Source organism: Sulfurivermis fontis, from assembly GCF_004001245.1.
Taxonomy (GTDB): domain Bacteria; phylum Pseudomonadota; class Gammaproteobacteria; order Thiohalomonadales; family Thiohalomonadaceae; genus Sulfurivermis; species Sulfurivermis fontis.
The window spans coordinates 2,201,905-2,224,752 of the sequence record NZ_AP018724.1; the positions used below are offsets into that span (position 1 = coordinate 2,201,905).

Genomic DNA, 22,848 nt, shown 5'->3' on the forward strand with positions numbered 1-22,848 from the left:
TCAGCGTATCTTCAGTGAAGCCAGGCCAATCAGTACCAGGATGACGGTGATGATCCAGAAGCGCACGATCACGCGCGGCTCCGGCCAGCCCTTCAGTTCAAAATGATGATGCAGCGGTGCCATGCGGAAGATGCGCCGGCCGGTGAGTTTGAACGAGGCCACCTGCAGAATCACCGAAACAGTCTCCATCACGAATACGCCACCCATGATGAACAGCACGATCTCCTGGCGCACCACCACGGCGATGGTGCCGAGCGCCGCACCCAGCGCCAGGGCGCCGATGTCACCCATGAACACCTGGGCCGGATAGGTGTTGAACCAGAGGAAGCCGAGGCCGGCGCCCACCAGTGCACCGCAGATCACCACCACCTCGCCGGCGCCGGGGACGTAGGGAACGCCGAGATAGGTGGCGAAATGCACATGGCCGGCGACATACGCGAACACACCGAGGGCACCACCCACCATCACCGTGGGCAGGATGGCGAGGCCGTCGAGGCCGTCGGTGAGGTTCACCGCATTGCTGGCACCGACGATGACCAGATAGGTGAACAGGATGAAGCCCAACCCCAACGGCAGCGCAACGTTTTTGAAGAACGGCACGATGAGCTGGGTTTCCACCGGCACCTGGGCGGTGTAATAAAGGAAGATCGCGGCACCGAAGCCGAAGATGGATTGCAGCAGATATTTGTGTTTTGCACGCAGTCCCTGCGACTGCTTCTTCACCAGCTTGATGTAGTCGTCGAGCCAGCCGACGAAGCCGAACAGCAGCGTCACCGCCAGCACCACCCAGATGTAGCGATTGCCCAGGTCCGCCCACAGCAGGGTGCTGACGAAAATGGCCACCAGGATCAACGCGCCGCCCATCGTCGGCGTTCCCGCCTTGGACAGATGGCTCTGCGGGCCGTCGTTGCGCACATGCTGGCCGATCTGATACCGGCTGAGGCGGCGGATCATTGCCGGTCCCAGCAACAGGGATATCGTCAGCGCGGTGAGTATGCCGAGAATGGCGCGCAACGTGAGGTACTGGAACACGTTGAAGCCGCTATGGAACCGCATCAGGTATTCCGCCAGGTACAGCAGCATCAACCACGCCCCCCTTCTTGTAACGCTTCCACCACCCGCTCCATGCGGGCGCTGCGCGAGCCCTTGATCAGTACCGTCATGTCCGCTGTCAGTACCTGATGCAGCGCTGTCGCCAGCGCCGCACTTTCATCGAAATGCCGCGCCCCGGCACCAAAGCCTGCCGCCGTCGCCGCGCTGAGCGGTCCGACGGCGTACAGCGCGTCGATACCTGCGGCGCGGGCATAGGCGCCGATCTCCCGGTGCAGTTGCGCGGCGCCTTCGCCCAGTTCCCCCATGTCACCCACCACCAGAATGCGCGGCGCCGCACAGGCGGCGAGCACGTCGATGGCCGCGCGCATGGAGGCGGGATTGGCGTTGTAGCTGTCGTCGATGAGTTGGGCGCCGTTGAATGCCGTACGCCGCGCCAGGCGCCCGGCCACGCCCTGCATGCCCTCCAAGCCACGTCGTATGGCAGCGAGATCGACCTCCAGCGCCAGCGCCAGGGCAGTGGCCGCCAGTGCATTCATCACGTTGTGGCGCCCCGGCACCGGCAACAGCAGTTCCGCCTCGCCCGCCGGTGTTTGCAGCCACAGCCGGCTGCCGCAACCTTCCGCCTGCCAGCGCGCGGTGACGATGGCCTCCGGTGCCATGCCGAAGCACAGTTGCCGGTGAGTGCCCGCCATGCTGCGCCACAGATCGGCGTAGGCATCGTCGGCGTTGATCACCGCCACGCCGTTTTCCCGCAGACCGCGGTAGATCTCGCCCTTGGCCCGTGCCACGCCCTCGACGCTGCCGAACCCCTCCAGATGCGCCGGACCGGCATTGGTGATCACCGCGGCATCCGGTTGTGCCAGATCGCTCAAATAGGCGATCTCGCCAGCATGATTGGCCCCCATCTCAACCACTGCATAACGATGCTGCGGGGTCAGCCGCAACAGCGTCAGCGGCACACCGATGTCGTTATTCAGATTACCCTCGGTGGCCAGCACCTTGCCGGTGTGGGCGAAGATGGCGCGGCACATTTCCTTCACCGTGGTCTTGCCGTTGCTCCCGGTGATCGCCACCAACGGCGTATTGCAGTGCAAACGCCAGGCTGCTGCGAGGCGTCCCAGCGCCAGACGCGTGTCGCGTACCACGAGTTGCGGCAACGGGCTGTCCACCGCATGCTCAACCAGTACGGCAACAGCGCCGCGTGCCGCCGCCTCGGCGACATAATCGTGTCCATCAAAACGCGGGCCGCGCAGCGCGATGAACAGGGCGCCCGATATCAGGGTGCGCGTGTCGGTGCTCACACCGTGGAACTCCACGTCGGCGCCGCTACGTTCCGCCGCCAGCCAGGCTGCCGCCTGCGACAGGCGCACCTGGATTCCTTCAGGCAGATGCATTGCCGTTGATTTATGCATCTCTCCGCTCCCGCAAGCAGCGCGCGACTTCCTCGCGATCCGAGAACGGCAGCACCTGGCCTGCAATGAGCTGCTCGGTTTCGTGCCCTTTTCCAGCCACCAGCACGATGTCACCCATCCCGGCCATGCCAATCGCATGACTGATGGCAGCCGCGCGATCACGCATGACATAGGCGCCATCCGGTTCTTTCATACCGCGCTGGATATCCTCAATGATGTCCCAAGGATTTTCGCTGCGCGGATTGTCGTCGGTGAGAACAACACGATCGGCCAAGGCCTCAGCCAGCTGCCCCATCAGCGGGCGCTTGGCCCGGTCACGATCGCCGCCACAACCGAATACACACCACAGGGTGCCGGCACAATGACCTCGCAATGCCTTGAGCACCTGCTCCAAGGCATCAGGCGTATGAGCGTAATCCACCACCACCGTCGGCTGCTGTGCGCTGCCGAAACGCTCCATGCGGCCGGGCACCGTGCGTACCTGCTTGAGGCGCTGTATGGCAATATCGAAACCCATGCCGCCAGCCAGCAATGCACCCAGTGCCGCGAGCAGATTGGCGGCATTGAATTCACCGAGCAGCGCCGTGGCGATACGTGCCTCCCCCCAAGGTGAGGACACCTTGAACGTCAGCCCCACCGGGCAGAGTTGCAGCTCGCTGCCACGCAGCACCGTGCCAGGCGTCCGCTGCGCTACGGCGCCGAAGCCGTACCCGATACACGCCAGCCGGCTGTGCATCTCGTCGTACCACTGCGCGCCGATCGCATCATCCAGATTGAGCACTGCGGCCTTGAGGCCATCGCATTGGAACAGCCGGCGTTTGGCCAGGGCGTACGCGGCCATATCACCATGGTAATCCAAGTGCTCGTGGCTCAGGTTGGTGTACACCGCCACATCAAAGGCGACACCGGCGACTCGCTGCTGATCGAGAGCATGGGAAGATACCTCCAACACCGCGGCACTGGCACCGGCCGCCTGTTGTGCCGCCAGCTCCGCCTGTAGGGTAACTGCATCAGGCGTCGTATGGCCGGTAGCGTGCAACGCGCCATAGATGCCGCTGCCCAAGGTACCGTTGACACCGCAGGGCGCGTCCACTGACAGTGCTTGCGCAATGAATTGGCTTACCGAAGTTTTGCCGTTGGTGCCGGTGACACCGTACACGGCCATGGCACGACTGGGATCACCGAAAAAGCGGGCTGCGATATGACCAACTTTGGAGCGCAATCCCGGTACCGCCACCATAGGCACCTTGCTACCTTCATCAACCTGCCCATCTACCAGCACAGCAACGGCACCTCGCTCTATCGCCTGCGCAATATAGGCGGCGCCGTGCTCGCGGCTGCCGCTCAGTGCAATGAACAGATCACCGGGCCGTACCTTGCGACTATCCAACGTTATGCCACTGATGACACAGGAAACGGGGGCCTGCGTATCGACCAGCCCCTGCAACAATTCCTGCAGTGGATATCCAGGTTCCAGGCGCGACTGTGCCATCATAGGACGCCCCGCGTCGTATTCCTGACTGGTGCCGGCGCAGGTGCATCGGCCAGCTTCACACCCAGCGACTCCAGATCGTCCGGAGCAATATCCAGCAGACGCAACGCGCCACCCATCACACGGCTGAACACCGGCGCAGCCACCTGGCCACCGTAGTATTCCTCCCCCTGCGGTTCATCAATCACCACTACCATCGCCAGACGCGGTGCGCTCGCCGGTGCAAAACCGGCAAACAGAGCGAGATAACGATCCTCGCTGTAGCCGCCGGTGGTTACCTTGTGCACCGTGCCGGTCTTGCCGCCGACGCGGTAGCCGGGTACTGCAGCACGGCTGCCCGTACCATCCTTCTCTACCGCCAGCTCCAACATGGCGCGCACCTGCTGGGCAATCTGCGGACGCATCACCCGCTGACTCTCCGGCACCTCGCCAGCCACAGGCAGCAGCGTCACAGAATGCATGCGGCCGTCGGCGGCCAACGCGGCATAAGCCTGGGCCAGTTGCAGCGCTGTCACCGACAGGCCGTAGCCGTAAGACAGGGTGGCTCGTTCGGTTTCACGCCAGCGCGTGTAATCAGTGAGCAGGCCTGTAGCCTCACCCGGGAAAGCGCTGGCGGTTATGGTGCCGAAACCGAGGCGACTGAACATGTTCCACAACTGCTGCGGCTTGATCGCCAGGGCCATGGTAGCGGCGCCGACATTACTCGACTTCTGAATTACACGGCTCACATCGATTCGGCCATAGTTGTGCACATCGCGCACAGTGAGGCGGCTGCTGACGCGCAGAAAACCGCTGCCGGTATCTATCACCGTGTCGGGACGAAACTTGCCGCTTTCCAGTGCCGCCGCCACAGTGAATGGCTTGATGGTGGAGCCGGGCTCGAATACGTCCGTGGCGGTCCGGTTGCGCAGGCGCTCGCTGCTCAGGCCACTGCGATTGTTTGGGTTGTAGGCCGGCTGGTTCACCATCGCCAGCACCTCGCCGCTGGTCACATCCAGCACCACGGCGGAACCGGCGCGCGCCTGGCTGCGCTGCACCACCGCCTTCAGTTCACGATAAGCGAGATACTGGATACGACGATCCAACGCCAAACGCAGATCCTGTCCCGGGCGCGGCTCGCTGATGCTCTCCACGTTTTCCACAATGCGACCGAGACGATCCTTGATGACGCGTTTGCTGCCAGGTGTGCCTTTGAGCCAGTCGTTGTACAGCAATTCCATGCCTTCCTGGCCTACATCGTCGATATTGGTGAAACCGACGACATGGGCGAACACTTCACCGGCGGGATAGTAGCGACGGTATTCGCGCTGCAAGGCAACACCCGGTATCTCCAGAGCCATCACCTGCTGCGCCAACTCCGGCGTGATGTGGCGGCGCAGATAGACGAACTCGCGTTCCTGGCGCTTGGCCAGTAGTTGCTCCAGCGCGCGCGGCGGCAACTCCAGCACACGGGCCAGCACCTTCCATTGATCGCGTGCGGCGGCCAGTTCCTTCGGGTTGGCCCACACCGATTCCACGGGAGTGCTGATCGCCAAAGGCTCGCCATGGCGATCGGTGATCATGCCGCGGTGCGCCGCCACCTCGACCACGCGCAGGGCACGGGCATCACCCTGATGCTGGAGGAATTCACGATTGAACACATGCAGGTCCACCACCCGCCACATCAGTACCACCGTGGCGAGGCCGAGGAGAGCCAGCAGAAACCGCAGGCGTCCGTCGTAGTGCGGAATGTGGGACTCGCGCTCGCTCATGGTTTCACCAGCACCACCGCATCCGGTGGCGGAATCATCATTTCCAGTTTGTCACGGGCGATCATCTCGATACGGCCATGGGTCGCCCAAGTACTCTGTTCCAACTGCAGCCGTCCCCATTCGATGTTCAGTTCATCGCGTATCGCCTGCAGTGCCTGCAGTTCGACAAAGGATTTGCGTGCCTGATGCTGCGTGTACACCACGCCCAGGGCGGTGGCGAATACCGCGCCGGCGAGCAGGGCGAGAAACATGCGCCCGATCACGCCGGCTTCTCCGCCACGCGCAACACGGCGCTGCGGGCGCGGGGATTGGCTGCCACTTCCGCGGCGCCGGCAACGATCTTCTTGCCCACCGCGCGCAGTCGCGGTTGCCACATCTGCGCCTGAGTGAGCGGCAGGTCCGGCGGCAACTCCTCGCCGCGCTGCTGGTGGCGGATGAACTGCTTCACGCGCCGGTCTTCCAGCGAGTGAAAACTGATCACCGCCAGGCGCCCGCCCGGTGCCAGCAAGTCGACGCTCTGCGCCAGAAAGTCATCCAGGTCATCCAGTTCGCGGTTGATGTAGATACGCAGCGCCTGAAAGGCGCGCGTCGCCGGATCCTTGCCCTTTTCCCAGGCCGGATTGGCGCGCGCCACGATCTCCTGCAGTTGCGCAGTGCGGCTGATGGGCGCCTGTACGCGGGCCTGTACGATGGCACGCGCAATGCGCTTGGCAAACCGCTCCTCGCCGTATTCCTTCAGCACGCGGGCAATGTCCTCCTCCGCCGCCTGCGCCAGCCATTCGGCCGCGCTCATACCGCTCTCCGGGTCCATGCGCATGTCCAGCGGACCGTCGAGACGAAAGCTGAAACCGCGCCCCGCCTCGTCCAGCTGTGGTGAAGACACGCCGAGGTCGAGCAGGATGCCATCCACCTTGCCCACCCAGCCGCGCTCCGCCACCAGTGCGCCCAGCCGGGTGAAACTCCCGCGTTCGATGGTGAAGCGCGCGTCGGCACCGAAGCGCTGCTGCGCCACCGCCACGGCCTGCGGGTCCTTGTCCACCGCCAGCAGCCGCCCCTGCGGTCCCAATCGGGCCAGGATTTCCGCTGCATGGCCGCCACGGCCGAAGGTGCCGTCCAGATAGATGCCCTCCGGGCGCACCCGCAGCGCCGCCAGCACCTCCGCCAGCAGCACCGGCTTGTGTTCCATCATCAGAGCACCAGGCTCTGCAGCTCGGGCGCCAGATCCTCGCCGGCGCGGAACACGCCCTCGGCCAGCATCTGGTCGCGCTGGGCATTCCAGCGCTCCTCGTCCCACAGCTCGAATTTCTTGCCCTGTCCCACCAGCACCAGCTTGCGCTCCAGACCGGCGTATTCACGCAGGGTCGGCGCCAGCAGGATGCGGCCGGCACCATCCATCTCGGTATCGGTGGCATAACCGACCAGCAGGCGGCGCAGTTTGGTGGTCATGGGATTGAAGGCAGGCAGGGCGGCGATACGGGCCTCGATCTCCTCCCATTCCGGCTGGGGGTAGATCCACAGGCAGCGATCGTCCGTGTGAATGGTAATCACCAGATTGCCCCCGGCGCGCTCCAGCAACAGGTCGCGGTAGCGCGCAGGCATTGCCATGCGGCCCTTCGCGTCCAGCGTCAGTGCGGTCACACCTCGGAACAAGTTCTGGCCCCCTGGAACTCCATATCCCATTTTTTTCCACTTCGATCCACTTCTGCACACTATAGGTACCGGAGAGCCTCTGTGTCAAGCCGGAAAAAGGATATTAATTCTTATGTGACAGTAACTTAGCGCAGGTGGGTGAAGGTGGGGCATGAGGAAATCCGGGTCTTTCCGACCCTATAAAAATCAATGCGTTGGGGGTTAAAGCTGGAGTGGACTATGAAGAGTTTGGAAGGTGGGAGCCGGCCTGTAAGCCGGGTTCTGTCGTGGACGATCATTCCTCTGGGTAGTGCGTCACCGCACCCCTCAAGCAACCTACCCGGGAACTGTGCGGGCCGCACATCGCGGCCCGAAGGCCGCACGCTCCCCTATTTGGTCTTGCTCCGAGTGGGGTTTACCGTGCCGCGGACTGTTGCCAGCCGCGCGGTGCGCTCTTACCGCACCTTTTCACCCTTGCCGGCGCCCGAAGGCGCTTGGGCGGTATGTTTTCTGTGGCACTTTCCGTCGGCTCGCGCCGCCCAGGCGTTACCTGGCACCCTGCCCTGTGGAGCCCGGACTTTCCTCCATGCCTTGCGGCACAGCGATCGTCCGGCCGGCTCCCGGAGCATAGTTTCAAGTTGCAAGTGACAAGTTGCAAGTTATTCCTGCCTTTACTTGCCACTTGTCACTGCCTTTCGTTGACCAGGTAATCGTAGATCTGGTTCTTCTTGGCGCCGGTTATTTTCGCCGCCAGGGCGGCGGCCTGTTTCACCGGCAGCTCGGCGGCCAGCAGTTCGGCGATGCGCCGCGGCTCGTCCGCCAAGACATCGGCCGCCGGGGGCGGCGCGCCGTGCACCAGCAGCACCGCCTCGCCGCGCTGCTGGTCGCTATCGGCGCGCACAAACTCCAGCAGTTCTCCCAGCGGCGCCCGGCGCAGCGTCTCGAAGGTCTTGGTCAGTTCCCGCGCCAGCACCGCCAACCGCTCCGGGCCAAACACCGCCGCCATATCCTCCAGGGTTTCCAACAGGCGGTGCGGCGCCTCATAAAAGGCCAGGGTGCGGCGCTCGCCCGCCAGTCCCTCCAGGACATGACGGCGGGCAGCGCTCTTCGGCGGCAGGAAGCCCTCGAAGGCAAAGCGATCGGTGGGCAGACCGGCGGCGGACAGGGCGGCAATCAACGCACTGGCCCCGGGTACCGGCACGACACGAATGCCGGCCTCGTGGGCCAGGCGGGTGAGCGGAAAGCCGGGGTCGCTAATCAGGGGCGTGCCGGCATCGGAGATCAGGGCGATGTCCTCCCCCGCCAGCAGGCGCCGCACCACCTCCGCACTGACCTCGCGTTCGTTGTGTTCATGCAGGGCAAACAGCGGGGTATGGATGCCGAAGTGACGCAGCAGACCGGCGCTGTGGCGGGTATCTTCGGCGGCGATGCGCGCGACGCGTTGCAAGACCTCCACCGCCCGCGGCGTCATGTCGCCCAGGTTGCCGATGGGGGTGGCCACCACGTACAGGGTTCCTGCGTTCATTGACACTCGCTGATTCCTTTATTGATACTGTGCGCCTGCGGGCAAAATGCCGCGAGCACCGTTTGCTATTATCCCGGAAACTCCCTCAGAGGGTGTGATGATCGCGCCGGGGTTTGGATTCACAAGGGATTTTCTGAGGGAGCGCAATACCGGGCCGTACTACCGACCGAAGAAAATTCCTTGTAAATCCGGAGATCAAGCGAGGGCGTGCCCTCTTACGGACATTTCGGGATCATCCCTTTTCCCATGCCCAGACTATTCAAGACATCCCTGCTATTGCTCGTCCTGGCCCTGCTCGCTGCCGGCTGCGCCGTTCAACCCCGCGCGCCACGCGGCGAGCCCAGCGAGAGTGCCGCCGCCGCGGCACTGAGCAAGGCCGACTACGAGGCCGCCGCCCGCGAATACCTGCGCCTGGCCGATGCGGCCCAGTATTCCGCCCTCCAGCGCCAGCAGTTCCGCCTGCAGGCCGCCGACGCCCTGAGCCGCGCCGAGCAGCCGGCGCGGGCCCTGCAACTGGCGGAACTCATCGATCCCCGCAACCTGACGGTCGCGGAGCAATTGCAATGGCGCCTGCTGCAGGCACGCGCCTGGCATGCCCTGCGCAACGCCGAGCGCGTGCTGGAGGTACTGGCCATGCTGCCGCCGGCCAGTGCGGCCACGGCCGCGCTGGAGGAATACCACCGGCTGCGCGCCTTGGCCTACACCCAGTTGGGCAACCATTTGGAGGCGGCACGGGAACGCAGCCTGCGCAGTCACTATCTCTATGACGATGCGGTGCTGGAAGACAACCAACAGCAACTATGGAACGCCCTGACCCAGCTCTCCGCCCAGACCCTGCGCGCCCTGCGCTACGTACCGCCACCCGATGAGTTCAGTGGCTGGCTGGCGCTGGCCGAGATCAACAAGCAATACCAGTTAGGCCGACGTGAACTGCAACAATTGATCGATGGCTGGCATCAGGCCTATCCGCAGCATCCCGCGCCGCAGCGCTTCATCGACGACATGCTGCAACGCAGTACCGAACTGGTGCTGCAACCGAAACAGATCGCCCTGCTGCTGCCCCTGTCCGGCCGCTTTGCCAGCGCCGGAGCGGCAGTGCGCGATGGCGTGCTCGCGGCCTACTATCACTCCCCGGCCGAGCAACGCATCAACATCCGTATCTACGACACCGCCAATCCGGCACAGGTCCTGCCCATCTACGAACAGGCACTGCTGGAAGGTGCCGACTTCGTCATCGGCCCGTTGAGCAAGGAAGGCGTCACCGCCCTGCTCGACCGTAGCGATTTCCCGGTGCCGACCCTGGTGCTGAACAGCGTCGACGGTTCTTCCCTACCCGCCAACCTGTACCAGTTCTCCCTCTCGCCGGAGGAAGAGGCGCAGCAGGTGGCGGAGCGCGCCTGGGTACAGGGTTACAACCATGCGGCCGTCTTTGTTCCCGAAGGGGAATGGGGCGAACGCATCGAGCAGGCCTTCGACCGGCGCTGGCAGGAGCTGGGCGGCAGTGTCACCACCCTGGCACGCTATGACGCCAGCAAGAATGATTTCACCCACCCGTTGCGCACCCTGCTCAATCTGGATCTGAGTGATGCGCGGCACCGGCAATTGCAGGCCGTGATCGGCCAGAAACTGCACTTCGAGCCGCGTCGGCGCGAGGACATCGATTTTGTGTTCCTCGCCGCCTTTCCGCGTCAGGCGCGCCTGATCCGGCCACAGCTCAAATTCCATCATGCCGCCGACCTGCCGGTACTGGCCACCTCGCACGTCTATTCCGGCGCCTTCGCCCGCGAGCTGGATCGGGACATGGATGGCGTGCTGTTCGGCGACATGCCGTGGACACTGAAAGCTGCGACGCCCACCCAGGCCCTGCGCAAGGATAGCGATGCCCTCCGCGTCAGCGACAACGGCCTGCAGCGGCTGATCGCCCTCGGCGCGGATACCTACAACCTGATCCCGGTCCTCAAGGTGCTGGAAAACTATCCGTTCGAGCGTTTCCACGGTGAAACCGGCTCCCTGCGTCTCGATGCGCAACGGCGCCTGAACCGCCAGCTGACCTGGGCGCACTTCAGCGGTGGCGTACCACACCTACTCACGGAGAGTGGCGCCGACCAACCGTGATCGATCGTGCCGCCCTGGGACAGGCTGCCGAACAGCTGGCCTGCACTTACCTGCAGCACAACGGCCTCACCCTGCTGCAGCGCAATTACCGCTGCCGCCGCGGTGAGCTGGACCTGGTGATGCGTCAGGGCGACACCACGGTGTTCGTGGAAGTGCGTTACCGCAGTCCCTCCGCCTATGGCGACGGCATCACCAGCGTCGATCGCCACAAGCAGGAAAAACTGCTCGCCGCCGCCCAGCATTACCTGCAGCAACACCCGGACGCAGCGCGTCGTCCCTGTCGCTTCGACGTGGTAGCCGTTACTCCGGAGCGGGGAGAAAACCGCGTAGAATGGATTACCAATGCCTTCGAAACCTGACTCTGCCATGAACGAACTCGACCGCATCCGCAGCCACTTCCAGGAAAGCATCCGCACCAAAGAGACAGCACTGGAACTGCTCACACCCAGCATCGCCACCGCCGCCGAAATGATGACCCAGTGTCTGGTGGCGGGCGGCAAGATACTCAGTTGTGGCAACGGCGGCTCCGCCGGCGACGCCCAGCATTTTTCCTCCGAGCTGCTCAACCGCTTCGAACGCGAGCGTCCGGGGCTGCCGGCCCTGGCGCTGACCACCGACTCGTCGACCATCACCTCCATTGCCAACGACTATGACTACAGCCAAGTGTTTTCCAAGCAGGTACGCGCCCTCGGCCATGCCGGCGACATGCTGCTGGCCATATCCACCTCCGGCAACTCTGCCAACGTTCTCGCCGCCATTCATGCCGCGCACGACCGGCAGATGCATGTAGTAGCACTCACCGGCCGCGACGGCGGCACCATGGCCGCCGCGTTGACCGAAGGTGACGTGGAGATCCGCGTGCCGGCCCAGGTCACCGCGCGCATTCAGGAAACCCACCTGCTGGTGATTCACTGCCTGTGCGATCTCATCGATCTGCACCTGTTCGGAGAGGAGGGCTGAACGTGAAACTGTTGTTCACCATCGTGGCGGTTTTCAGCCTTTTGCAGGGCTGTGCCCCGGTCATCGTCGGTGGCGCCGCGGCCGGCGCTGTGGCCGTGGCCGATGATCAACGTACCACAGGCACCATCATCGATGATCAGGGAATCGAGCTGAAGATCGGCAAGGCCATCAACGACAATGCCGAATTGCGTGAGCAGACCCACATCAACATCACCAGTTTCAACGGCGTGGTGCTGCTGTCGGGCGAAGCGGCCACGGCGGCACAACGGGACCAGGCGGAAAAACTCGCCGCTGCCGTCGTCAAGGTACGCCGCGTCGTCAACGATATCGTCATCGGTCCCATCAGCTCGTTGGCCAGTCGCTCGCGCGACAGCTGGCTCACCACCAAGGTGAAGACGCAGCTGCTTGGCGACAAGGACGTACCCGGTAACCAGATCAAGGTACTCACCGAAGCACAGACCGTCTATCTGATGGGCATGGTGACGCGCAGCCAGGGCGACCGTGCCGGCGAAATCACCCGCAACACCAGTGGTGTAAAACGCGTGGTGAAGCTTTTCGAGTACGTCGAACAACCGACACCGTGACGATGACCGCCTCTCTGCCGGCGGCGTTCCTCGACGCCCTGCGCGCCTTGCTCGGTAACGACGGCTGCATCACCGCCGCGGACGAGCGCTGGACCTACGGTTACGACAACAGCCGGCGCCACGCCCTGCCCGATGTGGTGGTACGCCCGACCGAGCACGCTCAGGTCGTGGCAGTCATACGCCTGTGCAACGACTACCGCGTGCCCCTGGTGGCGCGTGGTTACGGCACCGCCACCACCGGTGCGGCAGTACCGCTCAGCGCTGGCGTGGTGCTGTCGCTGGAGCGCATGAACCGCATCCTGCGCATCGATCCGGCCAACCGATTGATGGTGGTGGAGCCCGGCGTGACCAATCAGGCCGTGCAGGAAGCGGCGGCGGCCCACGGTTTCTTCTGGCCGCCCGATCCCACCAGCGCCGCGGTGTGCAGCGTGGGCGGCAACCTGGCCTGCAACGCCGCCGGACCACGTGCGGTGAAGTACGGCACGCCGCGCGAGAACGTGCTTGGCCTGCATGCCGTGACCGGTGGCGGTGTCGAGCTGCGCGCCGGCGTATTCACCACCAAGGGCGTGGTCGGCTACGACCTCACCCGCCTGCTCATCGGCTCGGAGGGCACCCTGGCGGTGATCACCGAGGCCACCCTCAAGCTGACACCGCTACCACAGGCACGGCGTACCCTGCAGGCCAGCTACCGCGACATGCGCAGCGCCGCCGAGGCGATCTCGCGCATCATGGCCCAGCCGGTGGTGCCCTGTGCGCTGGAGTTTCTCGATGCCAAGGCGATCGAAATGATCCGCGGCTACGCCGGCGACGTATTGCCTGCCCATGCCGGTTCGCTGCTGATGATCGAGGTGGACGGGCCCGCGGCCTGCCTCAACGACGCGGCCCAGGCACTGATCGATGCCGCACGCGGCGCTGGCTGCATCGAAGTCATCGAGGCACGCACGACGGAGGAAGTGGCGGCCCTGTGGAAGACGCGCAAGGCACTGTCACCGGCCTTGCGCAAGGTGGCACCGAAGAAGATCAACGAAGACGTGGTAGTGCCGGTATCGCACATGCCGGAACTGATCGAAGGACTCGGCGGACTGGCCGAACGCTACCGCATCACCATTGTCAATTTCGGCCATGCCGGCAACGGCAACATCCATGTCAATCTGCTGGCCAATCCCGACGACCCGGAAGAAATGGAGCGCGCGCGGCTGTGCCTGTCGGAGGTATTCGACCTGGTGCTGCGTCTCGACGGCACGCTGTCCGGCGAGCACGGTATCGGGGTGGAGAAACGGGAGTTCGTCAGTCGCGAAATCGATCCGGCCACACTGGCCCTGATGCACGCCATCAAGGGGCAATTCGACCCCCAGGGGATTCTCAATCCCGGCAAGAAACTGCCGCCGGCTTAATCACGCCATTATCATTTAGGGAAGCTCTGAATAAGTTCAGAGCTTCCTTTACTTCACCACCCGCAAGGCTGGCTTCTTGTTTCCTTCCGGCGTGGTCGGCGGTGGGGTCTCCTCTTCCTCGGCAAACACCATGCCGCGGCCGTTTTCCCGCGCATAGATCGCCTGTACCGCGCCGATCGGCACCACGATGTGATTGGCTACACCGCCAAAGCGGGCGCTGCAACCGATACTTTCGTTTTCAATAGCCAAACCCTGCACGGCAAAGGGGCCGATATTGAGCACGATCTTGCCGTTCTCGACGAATTGCTGCGGCACGATGGTGCCGGGATAGCTGGCATCCACCAGGACATGCGGCGTCATTTCGTTGTCGACGATCCATTCGTACAGGGCGCGGATCAGATAGGGGCGGCTGGAAGTCATTGCTCTAGTCAAGTTGTAGGGCCCGCTGCGCGGGCGAAGACGTTCGGCAGGGTGACGCGTTCGGGCACACCCTACCGCATCTCTTTCTCGGCATCGCTCAGACTGGCCTTGAAGGCGCCACGCCGGAACAGGCGCTCCGTGTAGGCATTGAGGGCTGTGGCCTGGCGCGGCAGTTCAATACCCAGCAGCGGCAGACGCCATAGCAGCGGCAACAGGGCGCAATCGACCAGGGAAAATTCGTCACTGAGAAAGAAAGGCCTGGCGGCAAACGCCGGCAGCGACGCGATCAGATTGTCGCGCAGGTCTTTGCGCGCCTTGCTGGCCTGCTTCTCGGTGCCGTGCAGCACGACATCGGCGTGGGTGTAGAGATCCCGCTGGATGCGGTGCAGCATCAGGCGATGGCTGGCACGATTTACCGGGTCTACAGGCATCAACGGCGGATGGGGGAAACGCTCATCGAGATACTCCATGATGATGACGGAGTCGTACAGGGCAAGCTCCCGATCCACCAGGGTGGGAACCTCGTTGTAGGGATTCAGTTCGATGAGGTCTTCCAGGCGGTCGCCCGGCTGTACATCCACTCGTTCGAACTCGATCCCTTTCTCGGCCAGTACGATACGCACACGATGGCTGTACATGTCGTTGGTGCCGGAGAACAGCACCATGGCTGCACGTCTGTTGGCAATTACCGCCATGTCCGTCTCTCCCTTTGCACAAAAAACAGGGGGGCATAGCCCCCCTGTCGGTGTTGCTGATCCCAGCGGAGGCCTGGGCCATTCTAGCACAGCCCTCCGCCCGGCCTGGCGGCCGCGGGATTAATGCACGTCCTTCCAGTATTCCTTCTTCAACAGATAGGCCAGCACGAAGAAGAAGGCCAGGAAGATCAGTACCTTCACACCCAGCTCCTGACGCTTCAGCTGTACCGGCTCGCCCATGTAGACCAGGAAGTTGACCAGGTCGCCCACGGCCGCGTCGTACTCGGCCGGGGTCATGGTGCCGGGCTTGACCATCTCGAAGCCGCTGATGGTGGCATGACCGTCCTCACCCGTGTGGTACACCGGCTTCTGCAGACCCTGCAACTCCCACAGCACGTGCGGCATACCGACGTCCGGGAACACCAGGTTGTTCACACCCATGGGCTTCTTCTCGTCGAGGTAGAAGGTGCGCATGTAGGTGTACAGCCAGTCGGCGCCACGGGCACGGGCGATGACCGACAGGTCAGGCGGCGGATTGCCGAACCAGCCCTTGGAGTCCGCCGCCGCCATGGCGATGGTCATGGTGTCGCCCACCTTGTCGGTGCCGAACATCATGTTGGCCTTCAGCTGCTCATCGCTGATGCCCAGGTCCGCGCCCATGCGATTGAAGCGCATGAACTGGGCCGAGTGACAGCTCAGACAGTAGTTGACGAACATCTGGGCACCACGCTGCAGGGAGGCCTGGTCACGCAGATTGACCGGGGCCTTGTCCAGGTGCACGCCGGCACCGGCAGCCAGGGCAAAGGCCGGCAGGGCTGCCATTACGAAAGCAATTACCAACTTTTTCATTCTGTCACCCTCTCCGGAACCGGCTTGGTCTTGTCGATCTTGCTGTACCACGGCATCAGGAAGAAGAACGCGAAGTACAGGGCGGTGAAGAGCTGCGCCAGCAGCGTCTTGGTCGGCGTAGCCGCCTGCACGCCCAGCCAGCCCAGCACCACGAAGGAGATCACGAAGATGGTGATGGCGATCTTGAAGATCGGCCCCTTGTAGCGGATGGACTTGACCGGACTGCGATCCAGCCAGGGCAACACGAACAGCACGGCGATGGCACCGAACATCACCAGCACACCAGGGAACTGCGAACCCGCGATGGGCGGAATGGCGCGCAGCATGGCGTAGAACGGGGTGAAGTACCACACCGGGGCGATGTGCTCAGGCGTCTTCAGCGGGTTGGCCGGTTCGAAGTTCGGGGCCTCCAGGAAGAAGCCGCCCATTTCCGGTGCGAAGAACACTACCGCCGCGAAGATGAACAGGAAGCCGGCGACGCCGACGATGTCCTTCACGGTGTAGTAGGGATGGAACGGAATACCGTCACGCGGAATGCCGTTTTCGTCCTTGTTCTTCTTGATCTCGATGCCATCCGGGTTGTTGGAACCCACCGCGTGCAGGGCCACGATGTGCAGGAACACCAGGGCGGCCAGGATGAACGGCAGCAGGAAGTGGAAGGCAAAGAAACGGTTCAGGGTGGCGTCGGAGATGACGTAGTCACCACGTACCCAGACCGACAGTTCCTCGCCGACGAAGGGCACGGCGGCGAACAGGTTGACGATAACCTGGGCACCCCAGAACGACATCTGGCCCCACGGCAGCAGGTAGCCGAAGAAGGCGGTGGCCATCATCACCAGGTAGATAATCACGCCGATGATCCACAGCAACTCGCGCGGCTTGCGGTAGGAACCGTAGATCAGGCCGCGGAACATGTGCAGATAGATGACGATGAAGAAGGCCGACGCGCCGGTGGAATGCAGGTAGCGGATCAGCCAGCCCCAGTCCACGTCGCGCATGATGTACTCGACGGAGGCGAAGGCCAGACCGGCATCGGGTTTGTAGCTCATCGCCAGCCAAACGCCGGTGAGGATCTGGTTGACCAGCACCAACAGGGCCAGGGAACCGAAGAAATACCAGAAGTTGAAGTTCTTCGGCGCGTAGTACTTGGAAAGGTGGGCTTCCCAGGTTTCGGTCGCGGGGAAGCGCTCGTCCACCCACGCCATGAATTTTTTCATCGTGCTCATGGTTACGCAGCGCCTCCATCTTCACCGATCAGGATACGGGTGTCGCTCAGATACTTGTGCGGCGGCACCACCAGATTCGACGGGGCCGGCACGCCGGAGAAGACACGGCCGGCGAGGTCGAAGCGGGAGCCGTGGCAGGGGCAGAAGAAGCCGCCCTTCCAGTCCGGGCCACCCAGGTCGGCGGCACCGATATCGGGACGGTAGGTGGGGGAGCAACCCAGATGGGTGCAGATACCGACCAGCACGGCGTATTCCGGCTTGATGGAACGGTATGCGTTCTTGGCATACTCCGGCTGCTGAGCCGTGTTCTCGGAGGCCGGATCGAGCAGCTTGCCGTCGAGGCTCGGCAGGTCCTTCAGATTCTCCTCGGTGCGGCGCACGATCCACACCGGCTTGCCGCGCCATTCCACGGTCAGTTTCTGGCCGGGTTCCAGTTTGCTTACGTCCGCCTCAACCGGCGCGCCAGCAGCCTTGGCCTTTTCGCTGGGCTGCATGGACAGGACGAAGGGGGTCAGGGCATACACGGCTCCCACGCCGCCGACCACCGAGGTGGCCGCCGTCAGGAACCGGCGCCGACCCTTATCAACGCCTTCAGTGCTCATCAATACTCTCTCCCGAAGTCAGGCAAAAAAACAAAAACCCGGGCCCTGGCCTTGGCAGTGCTACGGCCGTGACCGTACCGGGCAAACGCTAAAAAAACCGTCTTGATGCAGTTCGAAGTCGCTTCCGGCCTTACCACTTTCAGTAAGTCAGAAGATACCTATTGAGAATTAGCCGCGTAGTTTCATACAAAGACCTGCGCCGGGTCAAGGAAAGAACGCCCCCAGTGCGGGGCTTTCATACCGGGTTGTCGATGTCGATAAATTCATGATTGATAGCAAATTTCCGAGCCAAATACTCACCTAATGCCTGCACGCCATAACGCTCGGTGGCGTGATGGCCAGCACCGAAGTAATCGATACCCAGTTCGCGTGCCGCGTGCACCGTCTGCTCCGACACCTCGCCGCTGATGAAGCCATCCAGCCCCAGGGCCGCGGCCTGCTCGATCCAACCCTGGGCCGCCCCGCTGCACCAGCCGATGCGCCGCAGAGGACGGTCGCCGCCGCTGACATGCAACGGTGTCCGCCCCAGGCAACGGCCGATGTGGGCGGCCAGTTCCGCCCCGGACAGGCCCTGCGGCAGGGAACCGTGGAACGCGATGCCGCCGCCCGGTCCCTTGCCGAAGCGCCCCTCGACGGACAGGCCCAGCACCTGGCCGAGACGGGCGTTGTTACCCAGCTCGGCATGACCGTCCAGCGGCAGATGATAGGCCACCAGGCTGATGTCATTGGCCAGCAGGGACTTCAGCCGGCGCTGCTTCATGCCTACCACGCGGGGATCCTCCCCGTTCCAGAACCAGCCGTGATGCACCAGGAGGGCGTCGGCCCCGCGGACGATGGCCGCCTCGATCAGCGCCTGGCTGGCGGTGACACCGCTGACCAGCCGCCGCACCTCGCCCCGCCCCTCCACCTGCAGACCGTTGGGACAGTAGTCCTGGTAATCGTCCACCTGCAGCAGATTGTTGCTCCAGGTCACAAGCTCGTTCAGTCGCACCATGCCGCGCACCCGCAATTACGTTAAAATCAGCGCCTTCCATACAACCCTCGGCGCGGGACTCCCTGCATGAAGCTCTACCGGCCCATCGTCTTTCTGGTCCAGTCCGTCACCATCGGCCTGGCCGTCGCCTTTCTGGTCCTGGTGTGGAAGCCGGACCTGCTCGACAACGGCAAGAAGGTGGTGGCCTTCATCGAAAGCACGCCGGGCGCGCGCCCGACACCGGCCTCCGGCCCCGTATCCTACGCAGACGCCGTGGAGTTTGCAGCCCCGGCGGTGGTGAACATCTATACCAGCAAGACCGTCACCACGCGCAGCCCGCTGTTCGACGACCCGCTGTTCCGCCACTTCTTCGGCGACCGTTTCGGTGCCGTGCCGCGCAGCCGCCAGGAGACCAGCCTCGGCTCCGGTGTCATCGTCAGCGACCAGGGCTACATCCTCACCAACAACCATGTGGTGGCCGAAGCGGAAGAAATCGAAGTCGCCCTGCGCGACGGGCGCACGGCCCGTGGCAAGGTGGTGGGCACCGATCCGGACACCGATCTCGCCGTGGTCAAGGTGGAGCTGGGCGACCTGCCCGCCATCGTCCTGGGCGACTCCGAGCAGCTGCGTGTAGGTGACGTGGTGCTGGCCATCGGCAATCCCTTCGGTGTCGGCCAGACCGTCACCCTGGGCATCGTCAGCGCCACCGGCCGCAGCCAGCTCGGCATCAGCACCTTCGAGAACTTCATCCAGACCGATGCCGCCATCAACCCGGGCAACTCCGGCGGCGCCCTGATCAACGCCGGCGGCGAACTGGTCGGCATCAATACCGCCATATTCTCCCGTACCGGTGGCTCCCAGGGCATCGGCTTCGCCATTCCGGTGAGCCTGGCGCGCGGCGTGATGCAGCAGATCATCGAACAGGGCCGCGTCAGCCGCGGCTGGCTCGGCGTGGAAATTCAGGAAATGACTGCGGCCCTGGCCGAGTCCTTCGGCCTCAGTGAACAGCGCGGCATCATCATCGCCGGCGTGCTCAAACGCGGCCCGGCCGATCGGGCCGGCCTGCAGCCGGGTGATGTGATCCTGGAAATCAACGGCAACCCCATGCGCGATGTGCGCACCGCCCTCAACGTCATCACCCAGACCAAGCCGGGCCAGCGCATCCGCGTCAAGGGACTGCGCAACCGCAAGACCTTCGAACTGGAGGCCGAGGTGGCGGAACGGCCGGTGCAGAACACCGAACAGTAATCAGAACAAGGCGCGGAGCTTGTTCCACAGCGCCGTGAAGTGGGCCACCGCCGCCGGATCGCTCTGCTCCGGCGTCCACAGGTGGCTGCCTATGCCCAGTTGGGCCAGCACGTACTCGCCCAGAGCAAGCTGTCCGACGGCGGTGTAACCCGTCGCCAGTTGGCCGATGCCGAACTCCACCCCCAGCGCCAGCTGCCCCAGCGCGTACCAGCCGCTGGCCGCCTGCCCCAATCCGAACAGCAGACCCACCCCGGCCTGCCCGATGGCACACAGACCAAAGGCCGCCTGCCCCAGGGCGATACCCCCCACCGCCACCCGGCCCACGGCGATCACCCCGCGTGCCGTGGTGAGTCGACCGGTCTGCGGGTCGATGCCACGGGTGTAGTGCAGCAATGGCCAGCCGAGCAGTTCGGCATGGGAGGTGAATTCGGCGTAGTAGCGCCCCTGCTCCGACAGGTGGGTGCGCCAGGTGCCCCAGGCGGTCTTTTCGATTTTGTAGTCGACGGGTTGCAGCAGCAGGTTCTTCATGCCGGTCCCCGCGCTGTCCTAGGCCAGGATTTCCCGCAGCGCCGCCACCAGTGCCGCATTCTGCTCCGGCGTACCGATGGTGATGCGCAGGTGCTGATCGATGCGCGGCAGGCGGAAGTGGCGCACGATGATGCCGCGCGCGCGCAGCGCCGCCGCCAGTTCCGCCGCATCGCGCTGCGGGTGGGTGGCGAAGATGAAATTGGCCGCCGATGGCGGCATGCGGAAACCGAGCTGTTCCAGCTCGCGGCACAACGCATCGCGGCTTTCCATCACTGCCCGGCGCGTGTGCTCGAAGTGCGTGCGATCCTCCATCGCCGCCACGCCGCCGATGAGGGCGAGGCGGTCCAGCGGATAGGAATTGAAGCTGTCCTTCACCCGTTCCAGCGCCTGGATCAGCTCGGGTTGACCCAGCGCAAAGCCGACACGCAGGCCGGCCAGTGAGCGCGACTTGGACAGGGTCTGCACCACCAGCAGGTTGGGATACCTGTCCACCAGGACCACGGCGCTGGCGCCGCCGAAATCCACGTAGGCCTCGTCCACCACCACCACCGAATCGGTGTTGCGTTGCAGCAACCACTCGATCTCGGAAAGCGGCAACAGGCGGCCGGTGGGGGCGTTGGGGTTGGCGAAGATGATGCCGGCGTTGGGCTGCAGATAGTCGGCGACGCGCAGCTCGAAATCGTCCGTGAGCGGCACCGTCCGGTAGTCGATGCCGTACAGGCCGCAGTACACCGGATAGAAGCTGTAGGTGATGTCCGGGAACAGCAGCGGCGCCGGATGCTGGAACAGGCCGAGGAATACATGGGCCAGCACCTCGTCGGAGCCGTTGCCGACGAACACCTGCGCGGGGGTGAGACCATAGTAGTCGGCCACCGCCTGGCGCAGCGCCATGCCGGTGGGATCGGGGTACAGGCGCAGACCGTCGTTCACCGCGGCACCGATCGCCGCCAGGGCGCGCGGCGACGGGCCGTAGGGATTCTCGTTGGTGTTGAGCTTGACCAGATTCGGCAGCCTGGGCTGCTCGCCCGGGACGTAGGGCGACAGCCGGTGCACCAGTGGGCTCCAGTAGCGGCTCATGGACGGCTCCGGTTACGGCTTGATGCGGAATTCGGCGGAGCGGGCATGGGCGGTGAGGCCCTCGCCGCGCGCCAGCACCGAGGCCACCTTGCCCAGCTCCGAGGCGCCGTCCGGCGAGCACATGATGAGCGAGGAGCGCTTCTGGAAATCGTACACCCCCAGCGGCGAGGAGAAACGCGCGGTGCGCGAGGTGGGCAACACATGGTTGGGACCGGCGCAGTAGTCGCCCACCGCTTCGGCGGTGTGGCGGCCCATGAAGATGGCACCGGCGTGCTTGATCTTCCTGGCCATCGCCTGCGGGTCGGCCACCGACAGTTCCAGATGCTCCGGCGCGATGTGGTTGGCCACGGCGACGGCCTCGTCGAGGTCGCGCACCTTGATCAGCGCGCCGCGCGCGTACAGCGAGGTGCGGATGATCTCGGCGCGCTCCATGGTGGGCAGCAGACGCGCGATGCTGGCCTGTACCTGGTCGAGGAAGGCGGCATCGGGGCAGAGCAGGATGGACTGCGCGTCCTCGTCGTGCTCGGCCTGGGAGAACAGGTCCATGGCGATCCAGTCCGGATGGGTCTGGCCGTCGCAGACGATGAGGATCTCGGAAGGACCGGCGATCATGTCGATGCCGACGGAGCCGAACACCATGCCCTTGGCGGTGGCGACGTAGATGTTGCCGGGGCCGACGATCTTGTCCACCTGCGGCACGCTCTCGGTGCCGTAGGCCAGCGCGGCCACGGCCTGGGCACCGCCGATGGCGAACACGCGATCGACACCCGCCACCGCGGCAGCGGCGAACACCAGCTCGTTGACCACACCGTCCGGTGTCGGCACCACCATGATCAGTTCCTCCACCCCGGCCACCTTGGCAGGAATGGCATTCATCAGCACCGACGACGGATAGGCCGCCTTGCCACCGGGCACATACAGGCCGACGCGATCCAGCGGCGTCACCTGCTGGCCCAGCACGGTGCCGTCGGCCTCGGTATAACTCCAGGAATCCACCTTCTGGTGTTCGTGATAGGCGCGCACGCGCGCCGCCGACTGCTCCAGTGCCTGGCGCTGTGCGGGACCGATCCGGCCCAGGGCCTCTTCCAGACGGGCGCGCGGGATCTCCAGTTCGGCCATGCTCGTGGCCTGCATGCGATCGAAGCGGTTGGTGTACTCCAGCACCGCCGCATCACCGCGTTGCTTCACCGCCTGCAGGATCTCGCGCACGACGGCGTTGACCTTGTCGTCGGACACGCCTTCCCAGGCCAGCAGCTGATCCAGCGCCTTCCAGAAATCAGGGGTGGTGGTATCGAGTCGTTTGATGGTCATTTGA

Annotated in this window: 23 protein-coding genes and 1 other RNA gene; 6 read left to right on the top strand and 18 right to left on the bottom strand. The window is 64.1% G+C overall.

What is annotated here, in order from left to right; genetic code table 11:
- The 9 genes from mraY to rsmI form a co-directional block, all read right to left on the bottom strand.
- Positions 1-1,083: a phospho-N-acetylmuramoyl-pentapeptide-transferase gene (mraY, locus tag EP379_RS11150; protein WP_127477878.1), complete on the bottom strand. Its 1,083-nt coding sequence runs from the start codon at positions 1,081-1,083 to the stop codon at positions 1-3.
- The gene (locus EP379_RS11155) at positions 1,083-2,447 is read right to left on the bottom strand and encodes a UDP-N-acetylmuramoyl-tripeptide--D-alanyl-D-alanine ligase (RefSeq protein ID WP_127477879.1); all 1,365 of its coding nucleotides are present in this window, start codon (positions 2,445-2,447) and stop codon (positions 1,083-1,085) included. Before EP379_RS11155 ends, mraY begins: the two co-directional genes overlap by 1 nt.
- Before the next feature lie 10 nt (positions 2,448-2,457).
- A complete protein-coding gene (locus tag EP379_RS11160; RefSeq protein ID WP_127477880.1) occupies positions 2,458-3,960 on the bottom strand; it encodes a UDP-N-acetylmuramoyl-L-alanyl-D-glutamate--2,6-diaminopimelate ligase in 1,503 nt (500 codons plus the stop codon).
- A complete protein-coding gene (locus EP379_RS11165; protein WP_127477881.1) occupies positions 3,957-5,708 on the bottom strand; it encodes a peptidoglycan D,D-transpeptidase FtsI family protein in 1,752 nt (583 codons plus the stop codon). Before EP379_RS11165 ends, EP379_RS11160 begins: the two co-directional genes overlap by 4 nt.
- On the bottom strand, positions 5,705-5,959 hold the full coding sequence (ftsL, locus tag EP379_RS11170) for a cell division protein FtsL (RefSeq protein ID WP_127478905.1): 255 nt from the start codon (positions 5,957-5,959) through the stop codon (positions 5,705-5,707). The genes EP379_RS11165 and ftsL overlap by 4 nt, the downstream gene beginning before the upstream one ends.
- Before the next feature lie 8 nt (positions 5,960-5,967).
- Positions 5,968-6,897 carry a 16S rRNA (cytosine(1402)-N(4))-methyltransferase RsmH gene (gene rsmH, locus EP379_RS11175; RefSeq protein ID WP_127477882.1) on the bottom strand — a complete coding sequence of 310 codons (930 nt, stop codon included), beginning with the start codon at positions 6,895-6,897 and terminating at the stop codon, positions 5,968-5,970.
- On the bottom strand, positions 6,897-7,358 hold the full coding sequence (gene mraZ, locus EP379_RS11180; RefSeq protein ID WP_127477883.1) for a division/cell wall cluster transcriptional repressor MraZ: 462 nt from the start codon (positions 7,356-7,358) through the stop codon (positions 6,897-6,899). Before mraZ ends, rsmH begins: the two co-directional genes overlap by 1 nt.
- Before the next feature lie 234 nt (positions 7,359-7,592).
- An RNA gene (gene rnpB, locus EP379_RS11185) (RNase P RNA component class A) lies at positions 7,593-7,958 on the bottom strand.
- A gap of 64 nt (positions 7,959-8,022) precedes the next feature.
- A complete protein-coding gene (gene rsmI / locus EP379_RS11190) occupies positions 8,023-8,862 on the bottom strand; it encodes a 16S rRNA (cytidine(1402)-2'-O)-methyltransferase (protein WP_127477884.1) in 840 nt (279 codons plus the stop codon).
- Between the two features lie 246 nt (positions 8,863-9,108).
- On the opposite strand from rsmI, the gene EP379_RS11195 reads away from it, so the two are divergent.
- The 5 genes from EP379_RS11195 to EP379_RS11215 are packed head-to-tail and all read left to right on the top strand — an operon-like array spanning position 9,109 to position 13,915.
- On the top strand, positions 9,109-10,977 hold the full coding sequence (locus tag EP379_RS11195; protein WP_127477885.1) for a penicillin-binding protein activator: 1,869 nt from the start codon (positions 9,109-9,111) through the stop codon (positions 10,975-10,977).
- The gene (locus EP379_RS11200; protein WP_127477886.1) at positions 10,974-11,336 is read left to right on the top strand and encodes a YraN family protein; all 363 of its coding nucleotides are present in this window, start codon (positions 10,974-10,976) and stop codon (positions 11,334-11,336) included. The genes EP379_RS11195 and EP379_RS11200 overlap by 4 nt, the downstream gene beginning before the upstream one ends.
- A gap of 7 nt (positions 11,337-11,343) precedes the next feature.
- Positions 11,344-11,937: a phosphoheptose isomerase gene (locus tag EP379_RS11205; RefSeq protein WP_127477887.1), complete on the top strand. Its 594-nt coding sequence runs from the start codon at positions 11,344-11,346 to the stop codon at positions 11,935-11,937.
- A gap of 2 nt (positions 11,938-11,939) precedes the next feature.
- The gene (locus EP379_RS11210; protein WP_127477888.1) at positions 11,940-12,521 is read left to right on the top strand and encodes a BON domain-containing protein; all 582 of its coding nucleotides are present in this window, start codon (positions 11,940-11,942) and stop codon (positions 12,519-12,521) included.
- 2 nt (positions 12,522-12,523) lie between these two features.
- Positions 12,524-13,915, top strand: a complete 1,392-nt coding sequence (locus EP379_RS11215) for an FAD-binding oxidoreductase (RefSeq protein WP_127477889.1) — start codon at positions 12,524-12,526, stop codon at positions 13,913-13,915.
- Positions 13,916-13,963: 48 nt separating this feature from the next.
- Here EP379_RS11215 and EP379_RS11220 read toward each other — a convergent pair whose 3' ends face one another.
- The 6 genes from EP379_RS11220 to EP379_RS11245 form a co-directional block, all read right to left on the bottom strand.
- Entirely contained in the window at positions 13,964-14,335 is a 372-nt protein-coding gene (locus EP379_RS11220) for a ClpXP protease specificity-enhancing factor (protein ID WP_127477890.1), read from the bottom strand.
- A gap of 71 nt (positions 14,336-14,406) precedes the next feature.
- Positions 14,407-15,030, bottom strand: a complete 624-nt coding sequence (locus EP379_RS11225) for a glutathione S-transferase N-terminal domain-containing protein (protein WP_127477891.1) — start codon at positions 15,028-15,030, stop codon at positions 14,407-14,409.
- 120 nt (positions 15,031-15,150) lie between these two features.
- Entirely contained in the window at positions 15,151-15,879 is a 729-nt protein-coding gene (locus tag EP379_RS11230; protein ID WP_127477892.1) for a cytochrome c1, read from the bottom strand.
- Positions 15,876-17,105: a cytochrome b gene (locus tag EP379_RS11235; protein WP_127477893.1), complete on the bottom strand. Its 1,230-nt coding sequence runs from the start codon at positions 17,103-17,105 to the stop codon at positions 15,876-15,878. Before EP379_RS11235 ends, EP379_RS11230 begins: the two co-directional genes overlap by 4 nt.
- 2 nt (positions 17,106-17,107) lie before the next feature.
- A complete protein-coding gene (petA, locus tag EP379_RS11240) occupies positions 17,108-17,707 on the bottom strand; it encodes a ubiquinol-cytochrome c reductase iron-sulfur subunit (protein ID WP_127477894.1) in 600 nt (199 codons plus the stop codon).
- A gap of 235 nt (positions 17,708-17,942) precedes the next feature.
- On the bottom strand, positions 17,943-18,701 hold the full coding sequence (locus tag EP379_RS11245) for a Nif3-like dinuclear metal center hexameric protein (RefSeq protein WP_127477895.1): 759 nt from the start codon (positions 18,699-18,701) through the stop codon (positions 17,943-17,945).
- A 66-nt stretch (positions 18,702-18,767) separates the two neighbouring features.
- Here EP379_RS11245 and EP379_RS11250 point away from each other — a divergent pair, with 66 nt between their 5' ends.
- Entirely contained in the window at positions 18,768-19,928 is a 1,161-nt protein-coding gene (locus EP379_RS11250) for a Do family serine endopeptidase (RefSeq protein ID WP_127477896.1), read from the top strand.
- Here EP379_RS11250 and EP379_RS11255 read toward each other — a convergent pair whose 3' ends face one another.
- From EP379_RS11255 to hisD, 3 genes are read right to left on the bottom strand one after another with little or no spacing between them, the layout of a single operon-like run.
- Positions 19,929-20,456, bottom strand: a complete 528-nt coding sequence (locus EP379_RS11255) for a hypothetical protein (protein WP_197722778.1) — start codon at positions 20,454-20,456, stop codon at positions 19,929-19,931. It lies immediately after the preceding gene.
- 18 nt (positions 20,457-20,474) lie between these two features.
- Positions 20,475-21,533: a histidinol-phosphate transaminase gene (hisC, locus tag EP379_RS11260; RefSeq protein ID WP_127477897.1), complete on the bottom strand. Its 1,059-nt coding sequence runs from the start codon at positions 21,531-21,533 to the stop codon at positions 20,475-20,477.
- 12 nt (positions 21,534-21,545) lie between these two features.
- Positions 21,546-22,844, bottom strand: a complete 1,299-nt coding sequence (gene hisD / locus EP379_RS11265; protein WP_127477898.1) for a histidinol dehydrogenase — start codon at positions 22,842-22,844, stop codon at positions 21,546-21,548.
- Positions 22,845-22,848: the final 4 nt, after the last annotated feature.

What these genes read in the sequence shown, in the direction of transcription:
- mraY (WP_127477878.1), bottom strand. Translation starts at nt 1,083, where the DNA reads ATGCTGCTGTACCTGGCGGAATACCTGATGCGGTTCCATAGCGGCTTC.
- EP379_RS11155 (WP_127477879.1), bottom strand. Translation starts at nt 2,447, where the DNA reads ATGCATCTGCCTGAAGGAATCCAGGTGCGCCTGTCGCAGGCGGCAGCC.
- EP379_RS11160 (WP_127477880.1), bottom strand. Translation starts at nt 3,960, where the DNA reads ATGATGGCACAGTCGCGCCTGGAACCTGGATATCCACTGCAGGAATTG.
- EP379_RS11165 (WP_127477881.1), bottom strand. Translation starts at nt 5,708, where the DNA reads ATGAGCGAGCGCGAGTCCCACATTCCGCACTACGACGGACGCCTGCGG.
- ftsL (WP_127478905.1), bottom strand. Translation starts at nt 5,959, where the DNA reads ATGTTTCTCGCCCTGCTCGCCGGCGCGGTATTCGCCACCGCCCTGGGC.
- rsmH (WP_127477882.1), bottom strand. Translation starts at nt 6,897, where the DNA reads ATGATGGAACACAAGCCGGTGCTGCTGGCGGAGGTGCTGGCGGCGCTG.
- rsmI (WP_127477884.1), bottom strand. Translation starts at nt 8,862, where the DNA reads ATGAACGCAGGAACCCTGTACGTGGTGGCCACCCCCATCGGCAACCTG.
- EP379_RS11195 (WP_127477885.1), top strand. Translation starts at nt 9,109, where the DNA reads ATGCCCAGACTATTCAAGACATCCCTGCTATTGCTCGTCCTGGCCCTG.
- EP379_RS11205 (WP_127477887.1), top strand. Translation starts at nt 11,344, where the DNA reads ATGAACGAACTCGACCGCATCCGCAGCCACTTCCAGGAAAGCATCCGC.
- EP379_RS11215 (WP_127477889.1), top strand. Translation starts at nt 12,524, where the DNA reads ATGACCGCCTCTCTGCCGGCGGCGTTCCTCGACGCCCTGCGCGCCTTG.
- EP379_RS11220 (WP_127477890.1), bottom strand. Translation starts at nt 14,335, where the DNA reads ATGACTTCCAGCCGCCCCTATCTGATCCGCGCCCTGTACGAATGGATC.
- EP379_RS11225 (WP_127477891.1), bottom strand. Translation starts at nt 15,030, where the DNA reads ATGGCGGTAATTGCCAACAGACGTGCAGCCATGGTGCTGTTCTCCGGC.
- EP379_RS11230 (WP_127477892.1), bottom strand. Translation starts at nt 15,879, where the DNA reads ATGAAAAAGTTGGTAATTGCTTTCGTAATGGCAGCCCTGCCGGCCTTT.
- EP379_RS11235 (WP_127477893.1), bottom strand. Translation starts at nt 17,105, where the DNA reads ATGAGCACGATGAAAAAATTCATGGCGTGGGTGGACGAGCGCTTCCCC.
- petA (WP_127477894.1), bottom strand. Translation starts at nt 17,707, where the DNA reads ATGAGCACTGAAGGCGTTGATAAGGGTCGGCGCCGGTTCCTGACGGCG.
- EP379_RS11245 (WP_127477895.1), bottom strand. Translation starts at nt 18,701, where the DNA reads ATGGTGCGACTGAACGAGCTTGTGACCTGGAGCAACAATCTGCTGCAG.
- EP379_RS11250 (WP_127477896.1), top strand. Translation starts at nt 18,768, where the DNA reads ATGAAGCTCTACCGGCCCATCGTCTTTCTGGTCCAGTCCGTCACCATC.
- EP379_RS11255 (WP_197722778.1), bottom strand. Translation starts at nt 20,456, where the DNA reads ATGAAGAACCTGCTGCTGCAACCCGTCGACTACAAAATCGAAAAGACC.
- hisC (WP_127477897.1), bottom strand. Translation starts at nt 21,533, where the DNA reads ATGAGCCGCTACTGGAGCCCACTGGTGCACCGGCTGTCGCCCTACGTC.
- hisD (WP_127477898.1), bottom strand. Translation starts at nt 22,844, where the DNA reads ATGACCATCAAACGACTCGATACCACCACCCCTGATTTCTGGAAGGCG.